The organism is Sorangiineae bacterium MSr11954, from assembly GCA_037157815.1.
GTDB lineage: Bacteria > Myxococcota_A > Polyangia > Polyangiales > Polyangiaceae > Pendulispora > Pendulispora albinea.
Window position 1 is genome coordinate 11,469,027 of record CP089984.1, and the last position, 23,277, is coordinate 11,492,303.

Genomic DNA, 23,277 nt, shown 5'->3' on the forward strand with positions numbered 1-23,277 from the left:
CGAATTTGGGGGGGTGGCCGTGACAAAATTCGGGGTGGAGGAAGAGCTCCTGGTCATCGATCCGGCGACGAGGGCGGTGGTACCGGCGGCTGCCAGTATCCTCGCCCGCGCACGAATGCAGGTGGGCGCGCGGGCTTCGGCCGAGATGACGCGCGTTCAGGTGGAGGTGAAGACGGATCCGTGCGCCAGCGCATCGGAGCTGTATGAGCAGCTTCGCGCGGGGCGGGCGGCGATGGCAGCGGCCGCGCAGGCCGAGGGGATGCGGCTGATCGCGAGCGGCTCGCCGGTCCTGATGGGCGACGCGCTCCCGCCGCCGCTCAGCGAGGGACCTCGTTATGCGAAGGGGCTGGCGACATTTCGCGGGCTCCACGATGAAGCGGCCACGTGCGCGACCCAGGTCCACGTGGAGATGCCCGACTTGGATCGCGCGCTTCGGGTCAGCAACCATCTGCGCCCCGATTTGCCGGTTCTCCTGGCGCTCGCGGCCAACTCGCCGTATTGGGCCGGACGCGATACCGGCTATGCCAGCTGGCGCTCGATCTCGCTGGGGCGCTGGCCGGTGGCGGGGCCGCCGCCGTACTTTACGTCGGTGGCGCACTACGAAAAGCTGGTGGCCAGCCTCATCGACGTGGGCGCGCTGGTCGACAAAGCGACCATCTTCTGGGACGTGCGCCCCTCGGCCCACCTGCCGACCCTCGAGGTGCGCGTCACCGACGTGCCCATCACGTCGCAAGAGTCGGCGCTCATCGCCGCGCTCGTTCGCGCGCTGGTGCTCTGCGCGGAGAAGGCCGTCGACCGAGGCGATCGCGGCCCCGCCATCTCCGCCGAGATGCTGCGCGCGGCGTATTGGCGCGCGGCGCGCGATGGTTTGGACGGCCACGGGATTGACCTCCCCACGGGCCGCCTGGTGCCCGCCGTCGACCTGGTGGCGCGCCTGGTGGGGCGGGTCGCCCCGGCGCTGGGGAGCGATCGCGAGCTGGTGATCTCCTGGCTCGGCGCGCTCTTGGAGCGGGGCAGCGGTGCGTCGCGTCAGCGTCGGGTGGCGGCGAATGGAAAGCTGTCCGACACCGTCGACTACCTCATGGCCCGCACCGTCGATCCTCCGCCCGTGTCGGGGCATATGCCGGTCGCCGCGGCCGCGCGCCGGGTTCACGGATGGAGGTGAGGCATGACGGCTCTTCCGAGCAGCACCTCGGTTCTCGTCATCGGTGGAGGCCCCGCGGGCGCGACCGCCGCCGCCTTGCTCGCCCGGCAGGGGATCGACGTGGTCTTGCTCGAGCGCGCGCCGGATCCGCGTTATCACGTCGGTGAGTCGCTCCTCCCCTCGGCGCTCGAGGTGCTCGATCTGATGGGCGCTTCGGAGAAGGTCGAGCGCGCGGGCTTCGTCCGAAAACCGGGCACGGAGCTGGAGTGGGGCGGTGAACCTTGGCGGCTGCACTTCGGTGAGTCGACGGGCAAGCACCGCCACGGCCTTCACGTGGAGCGCTCGCGGTTCGACCCCTTGCTCCGCGCCCACGCCGCGAGCCAGGGTGCGTCCGTCTTCGAGGGCCACGAGGTGCGCGCCATCGCCTGGGAGGCCGGGCGCCCGGTGCGCGCGAAATGGCGCAATGTCGGGAGCGGCGCCGAAGGGGACATCGCATTTGGCCACCTGATCGACGCCACCGGCCGCGCCGGGCTCGTGTCCACGGGCTACATGAAGGACCGGCGCTACCACCGATCCTTCAAGAACATCGCCATTTGGGGTTATTGGAAGAACGTCGATCGCGGCCCCGCCGATTTTCGCGGCGCCATGCGCGTGGGCGCGGTGAAGAACGGGTGGCTCTGGGTGATCCCGCTCCAATATGGACTTTCGAACGTGGGATTGGTGATCCGCAAAGAGCACTTCCTCCGCCAGGGCGAGCGGGGGCTCGGCGCCATCTACGACGACGGCCTCCGCTCCTCACACCTGGTGTCCACCGTGCTCGCGTCCGCGCGCCTCGGCACCACCTTGCGCACGGAGCCCGTCTATTCGTACGCCGCCGCATCGTTCGCGGGCCCCGGTTACTTCCAGTGCGGCGATGCAGCGTGCTTTCTCGACCCGGCGCTCGCCGCGGGCGTGCACCTGGCCATGTTGAGCGCCGTCCTCGCCGCGGCGGCGATCGGGAGCATCCGCCGCGGCGAGCTGCCCGAGGAGCGGAGCGTCGCGTACTTCGACGCGCGCTATCGGAGCGCGTACACCCGGCACGTGAAGATGGTGTCCGCGCTCCACGATCCGAGGCTCGGTAAAGACGACTATTTTCGCGAGGCGCAGCGTCTGACCTCGGCCGATCTCAAAGCCTTCGATCCCTCACGCGCGTTCGTGCAGCTCGCGAGCGGCATGGAGGATCTGGACGACACGTCGTGCGAGGACCACGTCTACCTGGTCACCCGCCCCGGGCTGCGCCTCGCCGAGCTGCCGCCGGCCGAGGCCGCGCCCCCGCTGGCGATGGCCTCGTCTCACCGATAGACGCGGAAGTTCGTGACCTTGAAGGACATCGACGTCTGCGAAGGCGCCGGGGTCGGGTGATTGTACTTCCCCGCGGACACCGAAATATTGACGATGGGATAAGCGACCCAATTGCTGGGGACACCCTTTCCATCGGCGAAGATGCGGGTCCCATTCACGTACCAGTCGACCGAGCTCAATCCGAAGACGACCTTCAAATCGAACGGCGTGCCCGGCTTGATGGTGCTCGCGTTCCGATAATACAGGGACGACTCGCGCACGTGGTTGGAGAGCTCGAGCAAGTTGGGATTGTCCGCGTGGTACTCGAACAAATCGACCTCGCCGTGGCCGGGCTGCACGCCGCTGGGCAGATCGCGCCCCCACGTCCAGATGGCGGGCCATGCCCCTTGATCGCCCTGCAAGGTGACGGTGGCTTGGAGCTCGTCGTTGGGCCTCAGCTCGAAGTGCTTGGAGCTGTATTCGGTGGTCACCAGATCGGCGTCCCATTTTCCGTCGGAGCGGCGGGTGGCGCGGAAGGTCCCGTCGGGATCGGGGGCGCTGCTCGGTGAGATGTAATCGAGCTTGTTGTCATTCGGATTGGTGGGCCCCGGATAGGAGGACGAGCGCCCCACCGTCCACTGCGAAGCGTCGTTGAAGGGCGCGTCGAAGACCAGGGTCTTGCCGGCCGTGGGGGCGAGTGGCGCCATTGGCGCGCTGGGCGTGTCCGGCGCGCCCGGATCCGCGCCGCGTCCTGGTGTGCCCTCGCGGGTGACCGGGGCGGAGGTGAGCTCTTTTTCCGACCCGTCTTCGCCGCTGCATGCGATCAGCGCGGCGCACGCGCCAAGCGCCACGAGCCACCATGCTCCGCGCCCGCCTTGCATGGAACGCTGGATGCCGCGCGTTGCGCACATCGATTGCGCATCGTGCCATCGTTTCGTCATCTGGTTCGCTCCTTCGTTCTTCCGTTGGTTTGTCGTTGCCAAGGTGCTTCATTCCCCGCCCTCGTGGGGGGGAAGAGCAAAGGGCGCGCCCAGCGGGGGCTATGCGCAACGTCGAGAAAATTGACGCGTTTCGCGCCGACATCGTCGAACGAGTTGTCCGATTCGGACAACTTGCAGCCCTCGAATCGGTCAATTCGTAGGGGGGCCGGGGTAGGTTCCGACGAATGATCGAAGAGTAAGCTTTGTTAGCCGAGCTCGACGTTCTATGAATGGACGTCGCAACTATGGCTCGAACGAAAGCTTTACTTACTTCCGTCGTGTTGTCCGTGATGACCGTTTGCTCCGTGGCCTCGGCCCAGGACGAGGATCCCCCGGGAACGTTCAAAATTCCAGGATTACGCACGAAGCTGACCCTGAGCGGCTACGCGCAGCTCGATATCACCTACGACCTCGGAGGCCGCAATCCGCTGGTCGAGGGCGACGACTACGCGATCCTGTCCTCGCGCATTCCCTTGAATCTCGGGTACGACAGCAGGAACAAGACGAACCAGCTCTATATGACCGCGCGCACCAGCCGCGTGGGCATCTCCACCAACACGGAGACCGAATGGGCGGATATCGGCACCCGCATCGAGGGTGACTTCTGGAGCGGAAATCTGCTGTCCGGCGAGACCTTCACCAACTCCGTCCTGTTCCGTTTGCGGCACGGGTACGGCACCCTGAGCGGCAAATACGGATCGCTGCTCCTCGGGCAGACCTGGACGACCTTCTTGATCCAAGAGGGCACCGCCGAGGTGGTCGACTTCAACGGCCCCGGATCGGGCGCGGCCCTGCGCCAACCGATGATTCGTTACGTGATCCCGCTCCCGTCGTCCTTCGATTTGTCCCTGGCCGCGGAGAACGCGCCCGGCACCGACTTGAACGGGATCACCGATGGCACCGCCGTCCCCGCCACCCGGAAAATGCAGTCGATTCCCGACTTCGTGGGGCGCCTTTCGACCTCGGGCGCCTGGGGCGGCGCGTCTTTGGTCGCGGTGACCGTCAATTACAAAGATTCGGGCGCGCCCGGCCAGGACTCGTATACCAAACAAGGCTGGGGGCTCGGCGCAGGCACCGGCGTGAAAATTTTCGACGATACCTTGCGGCTGATGGTCAACGGCGGCCGCGGCATCGGGCGCTACCTGTTCGCTGCGGGCGGGGTGCAGGGCGTCACCAACATGGATACCCATTTCCTGCTTTGGGACGCGCTCGGCTACCACGTCAACTACACGCACGTTTGGTCCCCGGAGTTTCGCTCGAACGTGGTCTGGAGCCAGACCTTCTTCAAGAACAACGGCGGCAGCACGGCCGCGGCGCCCTACGAGCCGCGCATCGATTCGAAGACGGGCCTGCTGATCGAGCCCGAGCCGAATCGCGCCATCGAAGAGATGTACATCAACACGTTCTGGGCGCCGAACCGACAAGTGGAGTTCGGCATCGAATACGCCTTCGGCCAGCGCCACACCTTCGGCAACGACGCGGCCGAAGGCCAACCCTGTACCGTCGGCATGCTGTGCTCCTCGATGGTGGGCACCATGCACCGGATCACGACCACGGCGCATTTCAATCTATTTTGATCGCGGTTTAGGGCTTCGCGGGCGCCGGTGCTGCCGCTCCAGATGCGGGCGCCGCCGGTCCACCGCCAGGCGCGGGCGCGTGCGCGGAGCCCTGGGGGGCGGCGTCGCGATTCGGTGACGAAGGCGTTGCGGCCCACGGGGTTGCGCCGAGGGCGCGCGCGGCCGACGACGACGCGGCGCTGAGCGCCGTTTTCACGGCATCGCGGCGCGGGTCTTTGGGGCCGAGGACGAAGGAAAACGCAAAGAAGCTCCCCAGAAACACGATGGCGGCTGGGACGGCGATCGCCAGCACGATCATCGCGCGCCGCGTGCGCCGGATGGATGCGCCGAGCTCCTGGCGCGCCGGGTTTCCGCTCCATGCGCCGTGCGATTGCGCGATCGCCGCGGCGTGCCCGTGCGAGGGCGTGACGGTGTTGGCGTTCGGGTCGGAGTACCCGTGCTCGGGCGTGATCGTCATCGCGTTGGGATCGACGTATCCCACCGCGGGGGTCACGGTGGTCGCGTTGGGATCGGGATATCCGCGCGAAGGCGTGACGGTGCTCGCGTTGGGATCGGGGTGCCCGCGCGAAGGCGTGACGGTGTTCGCCTTGGGATCGGGGTACCCGCGCGAAGGCGTCACGGTGGCGCCGTGCGCGCGCGCGTTCTCGGCGTGCGTCGGGATCCAGAGCTGCGTCTGTTGGACGGTGAACTCCTGCGCGTCGTCGAACTCCATCTTGGGCACGGCGAAGTTCATCGGCCGCCCATACGACGCGCTCGCGCGCGAGCCAAAAGGCGTGAGCGCCCGGGTCACCTCCGAGGCCAGCGCGAAGCGGCGCTTGAGATCGCGCTCCAGGCAGCGCGCGACCACCGCGTGCAGCGCGGGCGGGATATCGGGCCGCCAATTTCCGAGGGGGAGCACCGGCTGCTCGATGATGGCGTGGAAAAGATCGTGCAGCGTATCGCCGCGGAAGGGGACGATGCCCGCCAGCATCTCGTAGAGGATGATGCCCAGCGACCAAATGTCCGTGCGGGTATCGACGCTCTTCGAGTCCTGCAGCTGCTCGGGCGACATGTAAAAAGGGGAGCCGAGGAGCGCGCGGGTCATGGTGAGCTCCTGCTCGCCGCTGGTGTCCGAGAAGGGGTGGCTTCGTTTGGAGATCCCGAAGTCGAGCACCTTCACCACCTGCGCGCCATTGCCCCGGCGGTGCAGAAACAGGTTCCCGGGCTTGAGATCGCGGTGGATGATGCCGTGCCGGTGGGCCTCTTCGACGGCCTCCAGCGCCTCGAGGACGATGTCGACCGCCTCCGCCACCCCCAGCCTTCCGCGCTGCGTGAGGTGATCGGCCAGATCGATCCCTTCGAGCAGCTCCAGCACCATGTACGAGAGGCCATCCTCCGTGCGGCCCGCCGCGAAGATGCGCGCCACGTGCTCGCCCTCGATGCGGGCGGCCGCGCGCCCCTCGTTGACGAACCGCGAGGCCGCGGTGCGCGAGGTGGCGATCTGCGGAAGAAGGACCTTGATGGCGACCTTGCGGGCCAGATCGATGTCGATCGCCGCGTAGACGGCACCCATGCCGCCCCGGCCAATCAACTTCTCCACTCGGTACTTCCCGAGAAAGAGTTGCCCCTCCGCTAAGATCCCCGTCACCTCACCAACGTAGGCCGATCCCGTCGAGACTCAAGTGGGAGTGTAGAAATTCACGGTAGAGGTAGCTTGGTAGTCCGGGGCACAACTTCGTTATGAGTCTTCATGGCGTCATCGTGGCATCGCGTCATCGCGGATTTGCTACGCAATCCAGCGTTCGCGCGGCGGGCGCGGCTCCGACGTGAGGAGCACCGTCCCGAATTTGCCCGGGCGCTCCGTGTGTTGAACGGCTTGCGCGATCTGCGCGAGATCGTATTCGGCGGCAATGTCGAAGGGTCGCGGATCGGTGCGCGCGAGCTCCACGGCCGCCGCAATGTCCTCGCGGCGCTCCTCGGGCGAGCGCGTCGCCGTCCATCGGGCGATGGAGATGCCGCGAATGGTGATCTCGCGGGTCGCCAGGGCGAGGGACTCCAGCGAGGTCGAGCCCTCGCCCGAGGAGCCGTAGGACACCAGCGTCCCCCCATCGGAGAGGAGCGCCACCAGATCGAACGTGAGCGCGCCGCCCCCGGCGTCGAGCACCGCGTGGATCGGCTCCCCGCCGGCCTCGCGCCGGACGTGCTCGCGCCAGCGATCGTCCTCCGTGGCCAGCACGCGCTCATCGGCGAACCGCGCCGCGAGGGCCACGGCCTCCTCCGCCGTGCGCACCAGATGGATGACATGCAGTCCCCGCCGTCTTGCCAACGTTGTCACGAGCCGCCCGACCGCCGAGTTGGCGCTGGTCTGCACGATGACCCCCGGCTTTTCCGCGCGCCCTTCGTTCGCTCGGTCGACCGCGCGGAGCAGCAGCATCGCCGTGATGGGGTTCACCAGCATTTGGGCCGCGACCGTGTCGGGAACATCGTCTGGCACCGGTGTCACAAACTCGGCGCTCGCCCGCACGCACTCGCTCCAGGCCCCCCGCACGGGGAAAAAGGCGACCCGACCGCCGGGAACGAAGCCGCGGGCCCTTCGCAGATCGGGGCCGAGCGCCTCGATGATGCCCACCCCTTCGAACCCCGGTGAAATCCCGCGGGGCCATGGCTGCGTGCTCGCCAGAGGACGCGCGCCGCCACGGATCCCGAGCAGATCACCGGGGTGCACCGGCCGCTTTCGTACGCGAATCAAGACTTCGCCGGGACCGGGCGGCCCCGGATCCTCGACTTGGGCAACGCGAAGAACCTCGTCCGGCTGCCCGTGACGATCGTAAAGGACGCTGCGCATGTTCTTCATCCCCTCCGGCAGGAGCCGTGCCACATTGACGCCTTGCCCTGTGGATCGTTCGTGATCGCACAGTGGCGTGGGGCATCAATGACGATTGACATCGGCCGATATGATGATGGCCGTCATTTATGATGTCAAGAAGGAGGTGCGGTCGTTGCTTATGTGCAACGCCGTCGCGATAGGCTCCGCGCGCGCCCCGAGGACGACTACTTCGTTTCGGGGATTTCGACCCGACAAGGTGCGGCCGGATCCTGCGGGGCGAACATGGGTCGAATCTCCGTTTCGCCCTCCCACTCCGGCCAATGCTCTTTGTGGAGATCCATGAAGCGCTTCGACCATTCGAGCGCCTCCTCCATGGAGGCTACCTCGAAGATCGCATAGCCGCCGACCATCTCTTTGGCCTCGGTGAACGGACCATCGGTGATGATCAACTCGCCGCTGGAGAGCCGCATCCGCGTGGCCTGCGACGTGGGGAGCAGTCCCACCGATTCGATCATGGCCCCGGTCCGGGTCGCTTCCTCGGCCAATACGGCCATCGCCTCCATCAAGGCAGGCGGCGGTCGCTTGTTCGTCTCCGCGCTCTTAACCAATGAAATGACACGCATTCGGGCTCTCCTTTTATCCGTTCGGTTCGTCGGCGGAGCTCGTGTGGAACCCCGCCTTCGAGAGAGCGTCGATTGGCGATGGCGTGGATCGACACGCGGCGCGCGAATTCGCGAACGCCTCAAGCGGGCCCGTCCGGGCCTCCGCGAAACGTGAGCACGGCCTTGATGGTGCGACCGGCGCGGATATCGGTGACCGCCGTGTTGATGTCCTCCAGCCGGTAGCGGCTCACGAGCTTACCCAGGGGCAGCCGCCCTTGTCGGTACAGACGCACCAGGCGCGGGATGAGAACGGCGGGGGCCTGGGTGGCCCATCACCGAGCCCACGATGCGACGGCCCTCGAGGAGCTCGAAGACATTGGCTTGCAGGGCCGGCTTCGGCCACCTACCGTCCGCGACCATGTCCCGGCAAATTGCGGAATGGCGGGGCGCGGCGGGCGGCGTATTGCCGGGACGCGCGCCTCGCAGGGTGCACGATTCTGCGGCCGCGCGAAGGCATTCGCGCAAATCCCAAATGGCATGCGCGATGCTCATAGGACGGACGGTCGCCCTGAGCACGCGGAGGAAAGACCGAATGTTTGCCAATCACGTTCAAGCCGCACGCGCATGCCGCGCGCTGCTCGCCCAAGCTCGTCTCGAGCATCTCTGGACCGCCCGAGGCCCCACGGACGACGCCATCGAGCTCCTCAAGCGCGATGGTGGGAAGCTCCCACGCGGCGATCGGTTCGTCTTCCTCGCGGCGTGGGGCTTTTGGGACCGAACGAGCACCCGTCTGCGCCTCTGCGAAATGTTCGACGCGCTCGACCTCGGTCGGCTGCAGGCGCTTTGCTCGCTGATGCTCGCCGTCACGCAAGGCACCTCCTATGTCGACGCGTGGCTCGAAACCTACGGCCTCGCGACTGACTGCGCCTAGCCGCCGGCGCTTCCTCTCGAACACCCGCGATGGACAAGACGCCCGATGGGAGGTTTTACCGGATGGGATAAGACGCCCGATGGGACGTTTACCCCCGATGGGACGCTCGCCCGATGGGACGTTTGCCCCGATGGGACGTTCACGATGGGACGTTTGCCCCGATGGGACGTTCACGATGGGACGTTTGCCCCGATGGGACGTCTACCCGGATGGGATAAGACGCCCGATGGGACGTTTACCCGGATGGGATAAGACGCCCGATGGGACGTTTACCCGGATGGGATAAGACGCCCGATGGGACGTTTACCCCCGATGGGGCGCTCGCCCGATGGGACGTTTACCCGGATGGGATAAGACGCCCGATGGGACGTTTACCCGGATGGGATAAGACTCCCGATGGGACGTTTACCCCCGATGGGACGTTTACCCGGATGGGATAAGACTCCCGATGGGACGTTTACCCCCGATGGGGCGCTCGCCCGATGGGACGCTCCCGATGGAACGTTTGCCCGATGGGACGCTCGCCCGACGAAACAACACCCCGATGGAACGCCCGCTCCGGGCGTTAGCTCCCTCCCCCGAGGGGGGAGCGTTGGGGTGGAGCGGAGCTCACCCGACTCATATCGTGGCAACGAGAGGAAGCGCCGGCCAGGTGGGGCACATGAATGTGCACGGCGCGGCGCGGCGAGCGTATCGCTATTTCAAGCAGTTTGGTTTGACCTGCACGGTCTTGCCGCCGTAGAGCACCCGGGATTGTCCGGAGAGGTAGCTCTGCGAGCTCTTGGTGACATTGTACGTCATCAATGTGCCGATGCCATTGTCATTTACGTATTTTGCGGCGCCCGCCCCGTCGCTGCCGCCGGTGGAAACACCGATGGACAGTTTCTCCTTGGTCATTCCCTGCGCCAGGTAGGGGCTCAAACGCGCGGCGTAATTGGTGTACCCGTAGGTCATCTCCCAACCGTAATCGAGGTAGTCGGCCAGCTTGTGCCCGTTCCATCGGGCGCGGAAGTAGCTCGTATCGGAGAAGAGCGCTTTGGAGATGATCTTGTTCGGCATGGCCGCGCGCATCTTGCTCGCGACCACGATGAGCGAGGTGTCGTTGGTGGAGCAGGTCGAATATTCGTCGTCGATGTCGATGCCGTCGAGCCCGTATTTGTTGGCGGCCGCCGCCAGCTGCGATGCAAAGTCCTGCGCCGTGGCCTCGTCGCGGAAACACGCCCAGCCGGCGTTCTGATGGTTCCCGAGCACGGTCAGGAGCACCTTGATGCCGAGCGACTGCAGGTTCTTCACATAGCTGGTGCGGTTGAGGACCGTGTCGACCTGCGGATTGAAATATAGAATCGGCTTTTGCCGCGCGCTATCGTAATTGATGTTGGCGGCGAAGATCGACGCAAAGGTGAAATACGGCTTCGCCGGCGAGTCATAGGTGTAGCAGCCCACGTTGTTGAAGTCGTTCGAGTTGACCTCCACATAGGCCAACGTCTTGGTGCCCGGCGCGAGGGTCGAGAGCTCGTCGGAGCTCGCGCCCGTGAGCTCGGCGCGCTCGGCGGGCGACGAATCGGTCCCGGTGGAATCGGAAGCAATCTCCGCCCCGGTGCAGGAAGCACACGACACGCCGAGCGCGAGCAACGCAAATCGAAAGAGTGGCTGCATGGTCGACTCTCCAAAGGCTGGAAACGAGGATGACGAGGTGCGGTGTCGGGTGACGCGGCCGCGGCCGCGGCCGCATGGAGTATCACCGCACCTCCTTTTCGTACCAGCGCAAATTAGGATTGTCCCGATGCCCGCCGTCGTTCAATCGCTCGATAGAAACACGATAAGCCGATGTGAGCCTAGCCCCGCCCACATCGGCCTATCGTGTCTGCATTGGCCAGCGTCCCGGCTAGGTCACGGTCGCGGTGCCGGCGGCGCCGTCGCGATCTTCGTCAATGGGACGCCAGGATCGGCTCGATCTCGACCGGCGGAAAGGGATCGAGGAAGACGAGCGGTTTGAGCCGCTCCGGTATTTGGAACGCATCGAGCCGGCACGTTTTGTTGGCGATGGAGTGGAGGCGTGCGTTGCGGTCGGCGAGATCGTGGAACGCCACCGGGGAGGGCGGATTGCCCGTCGGATCGGGCACCGAGATCCCCGTCATGAAGCCCGAGAGGGTGGAGGTCCCGCCGAAGGGCGCGGTCGAAATATGGACGAAGCGCGTATTGGTCTCCCGGCCATGGCAGCCGTTGCACGTGTTGCGCGAAAAGACCTGGCGCGCTTTGTTGTTCATGATGCCGGGCGCATTCCAGAAATCGAAGTTGTTCAACGTGCTCGCGCCGAGCATCGGCCCCCCGGGCGGCATGGGGAAGGTGAGCGGGACCGCGCATGTCTTGTTGAGGATGCACGTCTCGCGCGTGTTGATGTACGTCGACAAATCCGCGTTGCGCGCGCCGCCCGTGTTGTAGCGCGCATCGGGGTTCTGAACGACGGGCGCCGGCCTTAGCAAGGCGGGCGCGCCGGCGAGATGGAACTCCCGGAGCTCCCACCACCGTCCGAGCGCAATTTCATTGGTGCGGAGCTGGTTCAGCGCGCTCCCATTCGGCTTCGAGGGATCGGCGTTGGCGCCCGCGAACTGCTCGGTGATCGCCTCGAGCGCCGCGTTGTACGCGGCCGATCCCAACGCCAACGTTTGCAGGTTGAGCCATTGATGCGCCCAATCCCGCATTTCCGTGCACGAGCTGCGCGGAACCCCGTACTCCAGAATGACCAAAAACTCCTTGGGCCGGCAGCTCGCGGGGTCGAGGAACTCGAACACGAACCGACCCTCGGCGCCCTGCACGGGGCCGTAGACCGAGTTTCCTGCCAGATCGATGCGGTTGACGATGGCGAGCAGCTTGAGCGGCGCCTTGGCCAGATCGAGCCGCCCATCGCCCAGCTTGGGCCACGAGCTGAGGATGGTCGCCATCGCGCCGCGCGCGGGGATGGTGAACCCATTGACGACTTGGTTGGTGAGCCATGTCTCCAGCCACTTTTGCGTGAAGATCGCGGGATCGGTGGGGCCCGCCATGTCGGCCATCAGGTGCCCGAACGTCCATTTCCCCATGGGGGTGCCGACACCGGTGCAAGGATTGACCGTTCGCGTGGGATCTTCCACCACCGCGGGGCTGGTGATGGCGAGCGTTTTGCTGGGGGTGCTCAATGCCAGCGCGGGGGTCAGGAGCTGAATACGGGGTTGTTCGAGGTTGAAATCGATTTTGGTATCGTCGACCCGGACCCGATTCTCGAAGGTGGGGACCGCCGCCAGCTGGAGCTTTCGGGCCGCATCGCGGATCCTCTGTTGCTCGGCCCGAACGGTGTCGAACGGGATAGGCACCGGTGCGGCGAAGCCGGTCTGGCTCACCCGGCTCAGCACGATGTCCTTGCCATCGGGGTGAATGACCAGCCGATCGAGCTTGTCGAGCCGTGCATCGGGGCCGAACTCGACCTGCACCACGGTGTTCTTTCCGTCGCCGCTGCGCGATGCAAACCGCTCCCGGACGGGCGGGGGACTCAAACGGAAATCGGATTCCTTCAAGGAGTCCGGGAGCGAAACCAAAGGTCCGGGGAGGACGTCTTGGTCTGCTGTCGCGATGCCATCGACCGTGACGCCTTCGTTCGGAGGCGCCGTCCGTTCCGTGTGCTCCGTTGCGCACGACGTCAGGACGGCGAGCAAACCGATCCAGAGCGCGCGTCTTCGCGCCAACCAAGTCTTTCCGTGCATGGATGTCTCCCTTCGCGAGAACATCGGCCCACGCCATCGTGCGAGCGCCGCAAGATGGACGGCCGCATCCAAACGACCATGCGGGCGACCCGACGTTTCGTATATCACCCGAACGGATGACGACCGTTCGCTACGAGCTTCCATTGGAGCGCTGCACGGCAATGGACTAAACATCGCGCCGTGAATCGAACGATGAGCATCGACGATCTGCGCGTGGTGATCGCCGTCGCCAACCAAGGGAGCTTCATCGCCGCCGCGCACCGCACACACGTGCCGACCAGCACCGTGAGCCGCGCCGTTGCGCGCTTCGAGGAGGCCGTGGGGGTGCGCCTCTTTCAGCGCACGTCTCGTCGCGTCAGCCTGACGCACGAGGGCGCGCTGCTCCTCGAGCGCGCCGCGCCGCTGCTCGAGGAGCTGGGGGAGGTGATTGGCAAACTGTCCGACGACTCCCAGGTGGTCGCCGGGCGGCTGCGCGTCACCGCGCCCATGGTCACGGGCGCGGGCCCCATCGGCGCGGCGCTCATGTCCTTCGCGGAGGCGAACCCCAAGGTCACCGTGGAGCTCTCGCTCTCCAACGCGGTGGTCGATCTGGTGGAGTCGGGGATCGACCTCGCCTTTCGCGGTGGCCCGGTGGAGGGCGCGGATCTCATCGTCCAGCGCATTGGCTCGGTGCCGTTCGCCATCGGCGCCTCGCGCAGCTTCGTGCAGCGCGAGCTCCCGCGCCGCAAAGCGCTCGACCTGGGCGCCCTGGAGTCGCTGCCGGCCATCATCGCGCACCCGGGGTTCGTCTGGCGCTTTCGCCGCGAGGACGGCACGGTGCGCGAGGTCCAACCCCGCGCGCGCTTCTGCGTGAACGATCCGCGCGTGGCCGTCGACGCCGCCGCGCGCGGCCTCGGCCTGGTGCGCTCCCCGCCCGATCTCCTCGCCGCCGCCGGTCTGGTCGTCCTCGAGCCCGCGCGCGACGTGGGCAAACCCGAGGGGCGGGATCTCTTTGCCGTCTACCCCTCGCGCCGGCTGGTCCCCAAGCGCGTGACCATGGCGGTCGAGTGGGTGGCGCGGGCGCTCGCGGGGCCTGAAAGTCCCCGCAAGCGGCCCGCCCGTTCGTAACGATGCACCTTGGAAGGGGCTCGCTCAGAAGAGCAAAATCTCTTCGGCCCCCGCCCCCGCTTGGAACGTGGACGCCGCCGCAGGATCCACATTGATGACCCGATGGCGCGGGTCGACCGTCACCGACTTGACCGATCCTCCCCCGAGCGAAACCGTGGTGCGCGCGCGCGCCGACCGGGGGTGCAGCCCGAAGTCGACCTTGGCCAGCACCTTCGCCCCGTTGGTCGATTCGACCTCGACCTCGACGACGCAGCCACGCAGCTCATTGTCCGCGCTCGTCTGCGTAACCTCGACCACGACGTCGCCGCCCGCCTTGGGCGCGGTCGACACAGAGAACGCCGGCCACGCGGGCTTGCCTTCGCCAAAGACCCACGCGTCGAAGTAATCGGCGAGATCCTCGCCCGACACGCGCTCCAAGGTGCGCCGCAGATCGTGGACCGAGCGTGCCGCGGGGCGCGCCAAAAATAGGCGAATGGCGTCGAGCACCGCGTCCTTGCCAATCAAATCCTCGAGCTGCACGTAAAGGACCATGGGGCCAGGCCCGTAGACGTCGCGATAAAAGTCCTGCACGGCGGGGAGCGGTCGATCGGTGGGGCGCGGGTAGTGGGTCGATTGGAGCGAAACCCGATCCCAATAGGCGCGGGTCATGTCGGCTTCTCCGGCGGGTCGGTGCTCGCGCTCGAAGACGTACGAGAGGTACTCGGCCGTGGACTCCTTCCAGACGAAGTCGCCCACGTCCTTCAAGGTGGAGCGGTCGCCCGCCCACTGATGCGTGATCTCGTGCATCAACACGTGGAGGAGCGTATTGGCATAAGGCCCCGTTCGCGACGGCAGCTTCTCGTTCAAGAGGATGTTCGCGGGGTGCTCGAAGCCGCTCCAATAGGTGGGCGCGCCCGCGAACCGAAGCTCGTCGCCATAGGGAAATGGACCGAGAAAGTCCGTAATCCATCGGAAGAAATGGTCCACGGCCGCCTTGTCGAGCGACGCGGCGATGGTGCCGCCCGGCACCTCGTAGGCCACCAGATCGACGCCGGCGCTGCGCACGAACGGCGCGCGCTTCCACAGCGGGTCGGACGCCACCGCCACCGCCGAATACGTCGGCGCCCGCGCGGTTCCGTGGTGGCGCGCGCGTTCGTCGGTGTCGGCGGATTCGTCCGCGTCGTCATGACCGCGCCCGCGCGAAAGATCGCAGCGCGTCCGGTCGGTGCCGGCGGAGAGGCGCCCGGGGCAGAGCACGACCTCGCCGGGGGCGTGCGCCACGTCGAAATGAAACTCGGCGAGGCGCGAGGGATCGGGATCGCAGGCCCCGAAGTGGCTGCACCCCTCGACCCAACTCAAGAGGTACGTGAACGTTCCACCCGCGAGATCCTTCTTGCGCGAGAAGCCGACGTCGAGGCCCAAAAACGTCTGCTCGGGCACCTTGGCGTGCGCGCCCACGCGGATCCGCTCCCCGCCGAGCACGCGGCGAGGACCGCACACGAGGAGCTCGTCCCCCGACTGCGTGCTGCTCGCGGCTGGACGTCCATTCCACTCCGCGCCCGTCACGGGGAGCGAGGCCGTCGCGGCGAAGCAACGGCCGCCCGGCGGCTCCACCCGCACGTCCAAGGTTCCATGAACGGCGCCGGACGCGAGATCGACGGCGTAGTCGTAGTGGGTTACATCGCCGTCAAAAGTTCGGTTTTTGTATCGATTTTTAGAATTTTCTTCGAATTCGAGCTCGCGAACCGAATTTCGTTCGCGATCGAGCTCCGTTGCAGACTTACCCGGATCGTTCGTCGGATCGGGATCGGACGAACACCCAGGCGCCAAGAGCAGCAACGGCAGCAGCGGCAGAATGGCCCCCATCGTCTTCGTTTTCATGGCGGCAGCCTACGCCGGACCCGCACCGCCGTCCCTCGGATCCGCACGACCCGTACGTACATTGCGACCGACCGTCAAGTTTGCGTGCGTCCCGTCCCGTGCCGGGTCGCGGTATGCGCGGGTCAACGCTTGAGCAGCATATCGCGCGACTCGAAATGAGCCAACGGCGCGGCGTAGGATCGAAGCCTCGCCGCCCCAATCGCACCGGCGTGGTCATCGCGGCGAACGACTCCCAGGACGTGACCGTCGATCCCCTCGCAAAGGTGTGAAGGTCGCGCTCCAACCGCGCCACGTGGTGCTCCCTGTGGCCAATGGACGTTAGGTAACGAGCTCGCGCTCGATCCATCGAATCACGGAGTCGTGCTTGGGGGCCCACCCCAGCTCGGCGCGAGCACGCTGTCCGCGCACCCGGCTGTTGGAGCCGAGCGCGTACGAAGCGTGCTCGTAGCCCCACTCCTCGATGGCGTTTGCGAGCGGCCAGCTCTGCGCCTCGCCGAGGTTCAACGCCTTGGCGATGGCGCGGGCCATGTCTTGAAACGACGCTTCGCCGTTCTCGACGAAATAGAACGCGCCGCGCGGCTTCTTTTCCAGCACCCGCAGGTACAGATCGACCACGTCCTCGATGTGCACATTGGACCAAACGTTCGTTCCAGGTCCGACATAGCGCACCACGCCACTCTTTCGAGCTTGCGCCACCAAGCGCGGGAGCTGCACGCTGTCGCGCCCGACCCCGAGACCGTGGCCGTAGATGAGCGTGTTGCAGAGGACCGTCGAGGCGATGCCGCGATCCTTGGCGGCCAGCACCAGCCGGTCGATGGCCACCCGCGGTGCTTTGTCGGCCGTGGGCTCCGGCAGGTGATCCTCGCTGTACACGTCGTTCGAGAGCACGCCGCCCGAAGCGTCCCCCACGATGGACGAGCCGCTGGTGTGGATCAGCACCTTGCCCGATCCCTCGAGCCCGTCGAGGAGGGCCTCCACCGCGCCGCGATGATCGCTGTCCGCCGCGTTGATCACGGCGTCGGCCCATCGTGCTTGCTCGATGAGCCGCGCGCGATCGTCGAGGGTGCCGATGACCGGCTCGATCCCGAATTTTTGGAGCTCCTGGGCGCGTTCGGCGCGGCGCTCGAGGCCGCGCACCGTGTGGCCCGATCGCGCGAGCTTGGCGGCGACGGAGCCGCCGATGAATCCACTGGCGCCTGTGACGAAGATGTTCATGGTCGTGCTCCTGCTCGTTTCAAAGGTCCCACACGGGGGAAAATTCGGGGTTCGTGAGCCGCTCGCCGCGATCGAGGGCCGCGATCTGGCCCATGTCGTCCCCGTCGAGGGTGATCTTTTCGGCCTCGAGGTTGGCCGCCAAGTTGGCTTTCTTCGTCGAGGAAGGGATGACCGACATCCCCAGCTTCAACAGCCACGCGATGGAAATCTGCGCCGGGGTCACGCCGTGTTTTTGGGCGATGGCGCGCAGAACGGGATCGGCCATCACCTTGCCGTAGGCGAGCGGCATGTACGCGGTGATGGCGATACCTTTGCGAGCGCTGTAATCGCGCAGGGCGGTGTTCTGCAGGAAGGGATGCACCTCGACTTGGTTGGTGGCGAGGATATCGGGGTCCACGACCTCCAGCGCGCGCTCGACGAGGCGGATGGGAAAGTTGGAAATGCCGATTCGCTTGGTCAGCCCTTGTTCGCGGGCCTCGAGGAGCGCGCCCAGGGTCTCCCCGAGCGGCACTGTGTCTCGGGGCGAGGGCCAGTGGATCAACGTGAGGTCCACGTGGCGCAAGCGCAGGTCTTCGAGGCTCTTCTTCAGGCTCGGCACCAGGGCCGTGCGCGCGAGGTTCGCCGTCCAGATCTTGGTCGTCACGAACAGCTCTTTGCGCGGCACCCCGGCGCGCGAGATGGCGCGGCCGACGTCGGCTTCGTTGCCGTAGATCTGCGCGGTGTCGATATGCCGATAACCCACTTCGAGACCGTCGAGGATCGATTGCACGACCACGTCGCCCTTCAAGCGAAAGGTGCCGAGACCGAAGGTGGGGATAGGCGATTTCTTGCCCCCGTGGATGTCTTGCATGGTCCGTTTGTAAGGTTTTTTGGCTTGCATGCACTCGCTCGATTTGGAAAAGACAGTTGACGGAAAGTCACGAATGAAGATCGCAACCGAAGAGCTCGAGGCGTTCGTGGCCGTGGTGGATACGGGCTCGCTCTCGCTCGCGGCCAAGCGCCTCGCGCAGACGACGTCGGGGATGAGCCGCGCGCTGGGCCGCCTCGAGAAGAAGCTGGGTACGACCCTGCTTCGCCGCACCACGCGCCAGCTGCGGTTGACCGAAGAAGGGGAGCTCTTTCTCGAGCGGGCGCGCGCCATCCTCGCGGCCATCGAGTCGGCCGAGGAGGCCATGGCCTCACGGAAGAACAAGCCCGCGGGCCGGCTGCGCCTCGACGCCGCCGCGCCCTTCATCCTTCATGGGATCGTGCCCCACCTGCGCGAATTCGCCGAGCTGTACCCCGACATCCATCTGGAGGTCGCCAGCCACGATCACATCGTCGATCTCTTGGAGGAACGAACCGACGTGGCGTTCCGCATCGGCGCGCTCTCCGATTCAACGCTTCATGCAAAGGCCATTGGTTCATGCAACCTGAACATCGTGGCAAGTCCCGCGTATCTGAAGGCCAAAGGGGTCCCCAAGACGACCCACGATTTGAAGAAGCACCGACTGATTGGATTTACGAGCCCGAAATCACTGAATGATTGGCCCGTACGCCACGACGGCGCCGAACGAATGACCATCGAGCCCGACCTCGGTGCCTCGAGCGGGGAGACCATCCGCGCCCTGGCCGTGGGCGGCTTTGGCATCGCCTGTCTGGCGAACTTCATGACCCATCGGGACATCGCCGACGGAGCGCTCGCCCCGCTGCTTCGTTCATCGATGAGCGACTACCGACAGCCCATTCACGCCGTCTATTATCGAAACTCGCCGTCCATGGCGCGCATACGCTGTTTTCTGGAGTTCATCGCCCCGCGCATCGTTCTCTGAATCACGTTTCGCGAATGGCGTTGTGCAGCGGTTCTCGAGCTTTCTTCGAATCGTCGTTGAGTCGTTCTTCATGGCACCTCCCCGACTCGAGCCATCGTGACCGTAGGTGACGAGCAAGCGTGACATTGAGGCGTGATGTTAAAATGACGAACGACATCATTGCACGTCTCGATGTCGTGACCAATGCTAAAGTGAATCGCGCCATGCGATGCCTACACGGTCACCCGAGGTGCAGATGCACGAAGCCCTCCCCATCGCGAAGATGGGAAGGGCTCCGGGGGTCGTTCGATATGCGTCGACTACAATGAAGTGCCTTGGAGGAACGTGCCCACGCTGCGCCCCGCTTCGATGTCGGTTTCGGCCGCCTCCGACTGCACGGTCTGCGATCGCAGGGTCCGGGCTCGCAGCAGCTGGCCCCTGCAGCTCGGATCGAGGTTCGCTTGCTCGAGGTCTTTGCACGAGATGTTTTGGAGCGAGGGAAAGCACTGCTGCCGCAGGGCGTTCTCGTCGCGGATCTGAATGACGTTGGCGCACGCGCCGCCGGCCGACGATTGAATCAATGCATCGTAGAGGGCTTGGTATTCGATCCCGCAGCGCGGCCCTTGTTTGGCGATCGCGTCCATGGTGTCGAGGCACGCTTGCTCGGCGCCCGTGCGCCCGTGCGAACCGCCATCCGGAGGTGGTTTGGAGTCCGAGTCTTTGTCGGGGTTTCCGCCGCCGCCGCCATCGGGGAGGAGGAGAGGGCCGTTGCTACTGCCGCTGCATCCGGAGGCGCAAGCCAATGTGACGAGGAGGAAGGAGGCTACCGACGCGTTGATGAAACGCTGCATGATGACGGATTCTCCTGGGCGAAGAGTGTTCGAAGAAGTGCGCGCGAGCGGGGTGCGCTCATGCACCATCCGCAATCATCCGTGACCATCAGCAAATGTGGGACCATCGGCGGCGCCCGTGCTAACGCGCGCGGGTTCCTCGATTTTTCCGACATTTTCGGAGAAGCGCCCCATCGCTCGAGCGCGCATCGTAATCACGCGTTCATATGTACCGGCGTTCCGGTGTACCGAGCAATGCGCTTTCCCGCGGGGCGCGCATGGTGCGTCCGCGATCCAGCGCGCGCTCGACGAAGTCCGCGACACAACGGCCATCTACAAACTTGTAACCAACGAGTCGTAAAAACCCGATCCGGTCGCGAGCGGGCGCGTTTCGCTGCGCGGGCGGCGCACGGACTTGCCGAATGATCGGTACCTGAAAGCCCTAGGGGCCCCCGCCCCCGCGGCCTCGGGTGCAGCGCCCTCCATGCGGACCGGCCGCGCTCAGGATGTCCGTTCGTTTCCAGAATGTTTCGTAGTGAAATTATCTCCAAAATAGCGTCCGATAGCGGGATGCCGCGCCCCCGGATTTCGAACCCCCACGAGCGAGCTCAGGATGGCGCGACTTGCCCCCAGACACACCCCGACTTACCCAATGATGATTGTCAACATTAACCCACCGATGCTGACCTCATCACTTAACTGAGTCACGACCGCTTCCCATTCAGGAGAGCAGCTAGCGATGCGACTTTCGAAGGAACAAGCAGCCCGAAATCGCCAGGGCATCATCGACGCGGCAGCACGGCTGTTTCGCGAGCGCGGGATCGACGGGGTGGGGGTCGCCGATCTCATGAAGGCCGCCGGCTTTACGCATGGAGGCTTCTACAACCATTTTCCCTCGAAGGAGGCGCTCGCGGCGGAGGCTTGTGCGTCGGCGTTCGAGAACACGCTCGCCGAGCTGAACACCGCCCTCGCGGCCGGAGCAGGCAAATCCGGCTCGGCGTTTTCGCAGTACTTGGCGCACTACCTCTCGCCCGGGCACCGCGACGATCCCAACGGGGGTTGCCCCATGGCGTCGTTCGCGGTCGATGCGTGGAGGCAGGGCGATGAAGTGCAATCGGCCTACGCCGAGGGCATCGAGTCGGTGCTCTCCGCGTTTGCCACCCAGCTCGCCAAGGGCGCGCGCGGGAAAAAAACGGGCGCGTCGGCTGCGCGTGTGCAGGCCATTCGCCTGCTCAGCGAGGTCGTGGGCGCGCTCCTTCTGGCGCGCGCGGTCGCCGGCGCCAACGCGGGCTTGTCGGACGAGATCCTGGAGGCGAGCCGGCAAAAGTTGGGAACCTGACGGTCCCTATCGGCTTGCTCTGCGGCGGGCGAGGGCCGCGAGGATGCCGAGGGCGCGTTCGAGCTCCGGCATGCTCACGCTGCCGTAGCCGAGGGTGAGGCCGCGCTGCGTGGCTTCGATGGAGAACTTGGAGAGCCCTTGGACCGCGAGCCCGGCCTTGGCCGCGCGCTCGATGAGGTCGAATTCGTCCAAGGTGGGGTGGAGCGCGATGGCCACGTGCAGGCCTGCGCTGGCGCGAATCAAGTGGCCGATGCTGCGGCCGGGGCCCTCGCACCAATCGGCGATGGCCTGGTGGCGCGCGCGATAAATGCGGCGGGCGCGGCGGAGGTGGCGATCCATCGAGCCGTCGCTCAAGAAGCCGGCGAGGGTGAGCTGCAAGGGCTCGGGGGAGTGCCAATCGACGAGCTGGCGTAAGCCGGCGATGGCCGATGCGAGCTTTGGAGGCGCGCTCACGAACCCGGCGCGCAGCGCGGGCGACAAAGTCTTCGAGAACGATCCGACATAGATGACCCGCTCGTCCGCGTCGAGGCGCTGCAGCGGCTCGAGGGGGCGGTCCATGAAGCGGTATTCGCTGTCGTAATCGTCTTCGACGATGTGCGCGCCCGCGCGCCGGGCCCAATCGAGCAGCTCTCGGCGGCGCGCCAGCGAGAGCGCCGAGCCGCGCGGGAACTGGTGCGACGGGGTGATGTACACGAGCTTGGCGCGCGCAGGGAGCGCCGAGGTGACGAGGCCCTCGTCGTCGACGGGGACGGGGACGACCTTGGCGCCGCGGAACTGCGCGAGCTTTCGAAAGGGCGGATAGCCCGGATCTTCGACGGCGACCGGATCGCCGGGTTGGACGAGCGCGCCCAGGATCAAGTCGAACGCTTGCTGCGCGCCCGCGGTGACGACGATGCGATCGGCGTGGGTGCGCACGCCGCGCGAGCGATGGATCCAATCGGCGATGGCCGTGCGCAGTTTTGGATCGCCGGCCGCATCGCCGTAGGCCGGGCGGGCGCCGCGCAGGGTGCGCATGGCGCGAAAGGTGTGGCGGCGCCAGTCGGTAAAAGGGAACAGGGCGGCATCCGGAACGCCGAGCCGCACGTGCAGCATGGGCTCTCCCGAGGCGGGCGGTGAATCGGGGGCCGCCGGCGGGAGGCGAGGAACACGGGCGGCGAGGGGGGCCTCCGCGGTTCGTGCGCGTGCGATGGAGCTCGGCGGCCGCACGGCGCAGATGCGGGTGCCGCCGCCGGTGGCGCCTTGGATGAAGCCTTCGGCCGCCAAAAAACCGTACGCGGTGGTGACCGTAAACCGGGAGACCCCGAGCTGTCGCGCTAGATCGCGGGAGGGCGGCAGCCGGTCGCCGGGGCGGACGCGCCCTTCGGCGATGGCTTCTCGGATTTGCTCGTAGATCGCGCGCGCGAGCCCGCGCCGGTGATCGTCTGCGGTCAGGTACAGATCCACTTGGTCTGGTCAAAAATAATCATTTTTGGACATCGATCCAGTCCAAACGAGCGCTTACCGTTTGACTCGTCCGAGGCCCGCTCGGCTCGAACCCGGAGGAGAACATGAGCACCAATACCCGCACCCGCCGTCACACCGCCCCCTTCGATCTCGCGCAGTTGGACTGGGTCCCGCTGCGGGAGGGGCTCTCGTTCAAGCCCATCACGTTTTATCCCGATGGCTCGGGGTGGCAGCTGCTTTTGCGGCTCGAGCCGGGCACGGTGATCCCGCCGCACCGCCACACCGGCGAGGTGCACGGCTTCAACCTCTCGGGCTCGCGGTTTTTGATCAACACCAAAGAAACCGTGGGTCCCGGCACCTACGTCTACGAACCCCCCGGCAACGCCGACACCTGGAAACAAATCGGCGACGAGCCTTGCATCGTGCACATCGAAGTCAAAGGCCGCATCGAATACCTCGACGACCGCGGCACCATCGTCCGCACCGTCGACGCCAAATCGAGCCAAAAAACGTATTTGGACTGGTGCGCCGAAACCGGCAAAACACCCATCCCGGCGCTGGCGTTGCCGTTCGAGGCGTGAGGCGGTCTGCGCTGG

20 protein-coding genes are annotated in these 23,277 nt (G+C 66.0%); 8 read left to right on the forward strand and 12 right to left on the reverse strand.

Annotated elements, in window-relative coordinates:
- The first annotated feature begins 13 nt into the window (after positions 1-13).
- Entirely contained in the window at positions 14-1,165 is a 1,152-nt protein-coding gene (locus LZC94_44990; GenBank protein WXB14964.1) for a glutamate--cysteine ligase, read from the forward strand.
- 3 nt (positions 1,166-1,168) lie between these two features.
- Positions 1,169-2,485, forward strand: coding sequence for a tryptophan 7-halogenase (locus LZC94_44995; protein WXB14965.1), 1,317 nt, complete (start codon positions 1,169-1,171; stop codon positions 2,483-2,485).
- On the opposite strand, the gene LZC94_45000 is transcribed toward LZC94_44995, so the two are convergent.
- Positions 2,476-3,405, reverse strand: a complete 930-nt coding sequence (locus tag LZC94_45000; protein WXB14966.1) for a family 16 glycosylhydrolase — start codon at positions 3,403-3,405, stop codon at positions 2,476-2,478. The genes LZC94_44995 and LZC94_45000 overlap by 10 nt on opposite strands.
- 329 nt (positions 3,406-3,734) lie before the next feature.
- On the opposite strand from LZC94_45000, the gene LZC94_45005 reads away from it, so the two are divergent.
- Positions 3,735-5,021, forward strand: a complete 1,287-nt coding sequence (locus LZC94_45005; GenBank protein WXB20325.1) for a porin — start codon at positions 3,735-3,737, stop codon at positions 5,019-5,021.
- Between the two features lie 7 nt (positions 5,022-5,028).
- Here the strand turns inward: LZC94_45005 and LZC94_45010 are convergent, their stop codons facing one another.
- The 4 genes from LZC94_45010 to LZC94_45025 form a co-directional block, all read right to left on the reverse strand.
- Positions 5,029-6,648: a protein kinase gene (locus LZC94_45010; protein WXB14967.1), complete on the reverse strand. Its 1,620-nt coding sequence runs from the start codon at positions 6,646-6,648 to the stop codon at positions 5,029-5,031.
- Between the two features lie 138 nt (positions 6,649-6,786).
- Positions 6,787-7,878: a zinc-binding dehydrogenase gene (locus LZC94_45015; GenBank protein ID WXB14968.1), complete on the reverse strand. Its 1,092-nt coding sequence runs from the start codon at positions 7,876-7,878 to the stop codon at positions 6,787-6,789.
- A 173-nt stretch (positions 7,879-8,051) separates the two neighbouring features.
- Positions 8,052-8,450 (reverse strand): YciI family protein, encoded by a 399-nt coding sequence (locus LZC94_45020; GenBank protein WXB14969.1) that lies wholly within the window; start codon positions 8,448-8,450, stop codon positions 8,052-8,054.
- Between the two features lie 119 nt (positions 8,451-8,569).
- On the reverse strand, positions 8,570-8,722 hold the full coding sequence (locus LZC94_45025) for a hypothetical protein (GenBank protein ID WXB14970.1): 153 nt from the start codon (positions 8,720-8,722) through the stop codon (positions 8,570-8,572).
- A 299-nt stretch (positions 8,723-9,021) separates the two neighbouring features.
- Here LZC94_45025 and LZC94_45030 point away from each other — a divergent pair, with 299 nt between their 5' ends.
- Positions 9,022-9,360: a hypothetical protein gene (locus LZC94_45030; protein WXB14971.1), complete on the forward strand. Its 339-nt coding sequence runs from the start codon at positions 9,022-9,024 to the stop codon at positions 9,358-9,360.
- A gap of 696 nt (positions 9,361-10,056) precedes the next feature.
- Here the strand turns inward: LZC94_45030 and LZC94_45035 are convergent.
- Positions 10,057-11,016 carry a glycosyl hydrolase family 18 protein gene (locus LZC94_45035; GenBank protein WXB14972.1) on the reverse strand — a complete coding sequence of 320 codons (960 nt, stop codon included), beginning with the start codon at positions 11,014-11,016 and terminating at the stop codon, positions 10,057-10,059.
- Positions 11,017-11,288: 272 nt separating this feature from the next.
- Positions 11,289-13,097 (reverse strand): hypothetical protein, encoded by a 1,809-nt coding sequence (locus LZC94_45040; GenBank protein WXB14973.1) that lies wholly within the window; start codon positions 13,095-13,097, stop codon positions 11,289-11,291.
- A 180-nt stretch (positions 13,098-13,277) separates the two neighbouring features.
- Between LZC94_45040 and LZC94_45045 the strand changes: the two genes are divergently transcribed.
- Positions 13,278-14,204: a LysR family transcriptional regulator gene (locus tag LZC94_45045; GenBank protein WXB14974.1), complete on the forward strand. Its 927-nt coding sequence runs from the start codon at positions 13,278-13,280 to the stop codon at positions 14,202-14,204.
- A gap of 24 nt (positions 14,205-14,228) precedes the next feature.
- Here the strand turns inward: LZC94_45045 and LZC94_45050 are convergent, their stop codons facing one another.
- The 3 genes from LZC94_45050 to dkgB form a co-directional block, all read right to left on the reverse strand.
- Complete coding sequence (locus LZC94_45050) at positions 14,229-16,064, reverse strand: hypothetical protein (GenBank protein WXB14975.1); 1,836 nt, start codon at positions 16,062-16,064, stop codon at positions 14,229-14,231.
- 318 nt (positions 16,065-16,382) lie between these two features.
- Positions 16,383-17,279: an NAD-dependent epimerase/dehydratase family protein gene (locus LZC94_45055; protein ID WXB14976.1), complete on the reverse strand. Its 897-nt coding sequence runs from the start codon at positions 17,277-17,279 to the stop codon at positions 16,383-16,385.
- A 19-nt stretch (positions 17,280-17,298) separates the two neighbouring features.
- On the reverse strand, positions 17,299-18,159 hold the full coding sequence (dkgB, locus tag LZC94_45060; GenBank protein WXB14977.1) for a 2,5-didehydrogluconate reductase DkgB: 861 nt from the start codon (positions 18,157-18,159) through the stop codon (positions 17,299-17,301).
- A gap of 43 nt (positions 18,160-18,202) precedes the next feature.
- Here dkgB and LZC94_45065 point away from each other — a divergent pair, with 43 nt between their 5' ends.
- On the forward strand, positions 18,203-19,090 hold the full coding sequence (locus LZC94_45065) for a LysR family transcriptional regulator (protein ID WXB14978.1): 888 nt from the start codon (positions 18,203-18,205) through the stop codon (positions 19,088-19,090).
- Positions 19,091-19,389: 299 nt separating this feature from the next.
- Here the strand turns inward: LZC94_45065 and LZC94_45070 are convergent, their stop codons facing one another.
- Positions 19,390-19,920, reverse strand: a complete 531-nt coding sequence (locus tag LZC94_45070) for a hypothetical protein (GenBank protein ID WXB14979.1) — start codon at positions 19,918-19,920, stop codon at positions 19,390-19,392.
- A gap of 718 nt (positions 19,921-20,638) precedes the next feature.
- Between LZC94_45070 and LZC94_45075 the strand changes: the two genes are divergently transcribed.
- On the forward strand, positions 20,639-21,238 hold the full coding sequence (locus tag LZC94_45075; GenBank protein ID WXB14980.1) for a TetR/AcrR family transcriptional regulator: 600 nt from the start codon (positions 20,639-20,641) through the stop codon (positions 21,236-21,238).
- A gap of 6 nt (positions 21,239-21,244) precedes the next feature.
- Here the strand turns inward: LZC94_45075 and LZC94_45080 are convergent, their stop codons facing one another.
- On the reverse strand, positions 21,245-22,681 hold the full coding sequence (locus LZC94_45080; protein WXB14981.1) for a PLP-dependent aminotransferase family protein: 1,437 nt from the start codon (positions 22,679-22,681) through the stop codon (positions 21,245-21,247).
- Between the two features lie 104 nt (positions 22,682-22,785).
- Between LZC94_45080 and LZC94_45085 the strand changes: the two genes are divergently transcribed.
- On the forward strand, positions 22,786-23,262 hold the full coding sequence (locus LZC94_45085; GenBank protein WXB14982.1) for a 2,4'-dihydroxyacetophenone dioxygenase family protein: 477 nt from the start codon (positions 22,786-22,788) through the stop codon (positions 23,260-23,262).
- The last annotated feature ends 15 nt before the right edge of the window (positions 23,263-23,277 follow it).

Bases quoted from the DNA above. Each gene is read 5' to 3' on its own strand.
- LZC94_45005 (WXB20325.1), top strand. From the start codon at position 3,735: ATGACCGTTTGCTCCGTGGCCTCGGCCCAGGACGAGGATCCCCCGGGA.
- LZC94_45085 (WXB14982.1), top strand. From the start codon at position 22,786: ATGAGCACCAATACCCGCACCCGCCGTCACACCGCCCCCTTCGATCTC.
- LZC94_45030 (WXB14971.1), top strand. From the start codon at position 9,022: ATGTTTGCCAATCACGTTCAAGCCGCACGCGCATGCCGCGCGCTGCTC.
- LZC94_45040 (WXB14973.1), bottom strand. From the start codon at position 13,097: ATGCACGGAAAGACTTGGTTGGCGCGAAGACGCGCGCTCTGGATCGGT.
- LZC94_44995 (WXB14965.1), top strand. From the start codon at position 1,169: ATGACGGCTCTTCCGAGCAGCACCTCGGTTCTCGTCATCGGTGGAGGC.
- LZC94_45000 (WXB14966.1), bottom strand. From the start codon at position 3,405: ATGACGAAACGATGGCACGATGCGCAATCGATGTGCGCAACGCGCGGC.
- dkgB (WXB14977.1), bottom strand. From the start codon at position 18,159: ATGCAAGCCAAAAAACCTTACAAACGGACCATGCAAGACATCCACGGG.
- LZC94_45070 (WXB14979.1), bottom strand. From the start codon at position 19,920: ATGCAGCGTTTCATCAACGCGTCGGTAGCCTCCTTCCTCCTCGTCACA.
- LZC94_45065 (WXB14978.1), top strand. From the start codon at position 18,203: ATGAAGATCGCAACCGAAGAGCTCGAGGCGTTCGTGGCCGTGGTGGAT.
- LZC94_45035 (WXB14972.1), bottom strand. From the start codon at position 11,016: ATGCAGCCACTCTTTCGATTTGCGTTGCTCGCGCTCGGCGTGTCGTGT.
- LZC94_45020 (WXB14969.1), bottom strand. From the start codon at position 8,450: ATGCGTGTCATTTCATTGGTTAAGAGCGCGGAGACGAACAAGCGACCG.
- LZC94_45055 (WXB14976.1), bottom strand. From the start codon at position 17,279: ATGAACATCTTCGTCACAGGCGCCAGTGGATTCATCGGCGGCTCCGTC.
- LZC94_45075 (WXB14980.1), top strand. From the start codon at position 20,639: ATGCGACTTTCGAAGGAACAAGCAGCCCGAAATCGCCAGGGCATCATC.
- LZC94_45050 (WXB14975.1), bottom strand. From the start codon at position 16,064: ATGAAAACGAAGACGATGGGGGCCATTCTGCCGCTGCTGCCGTTGCTG.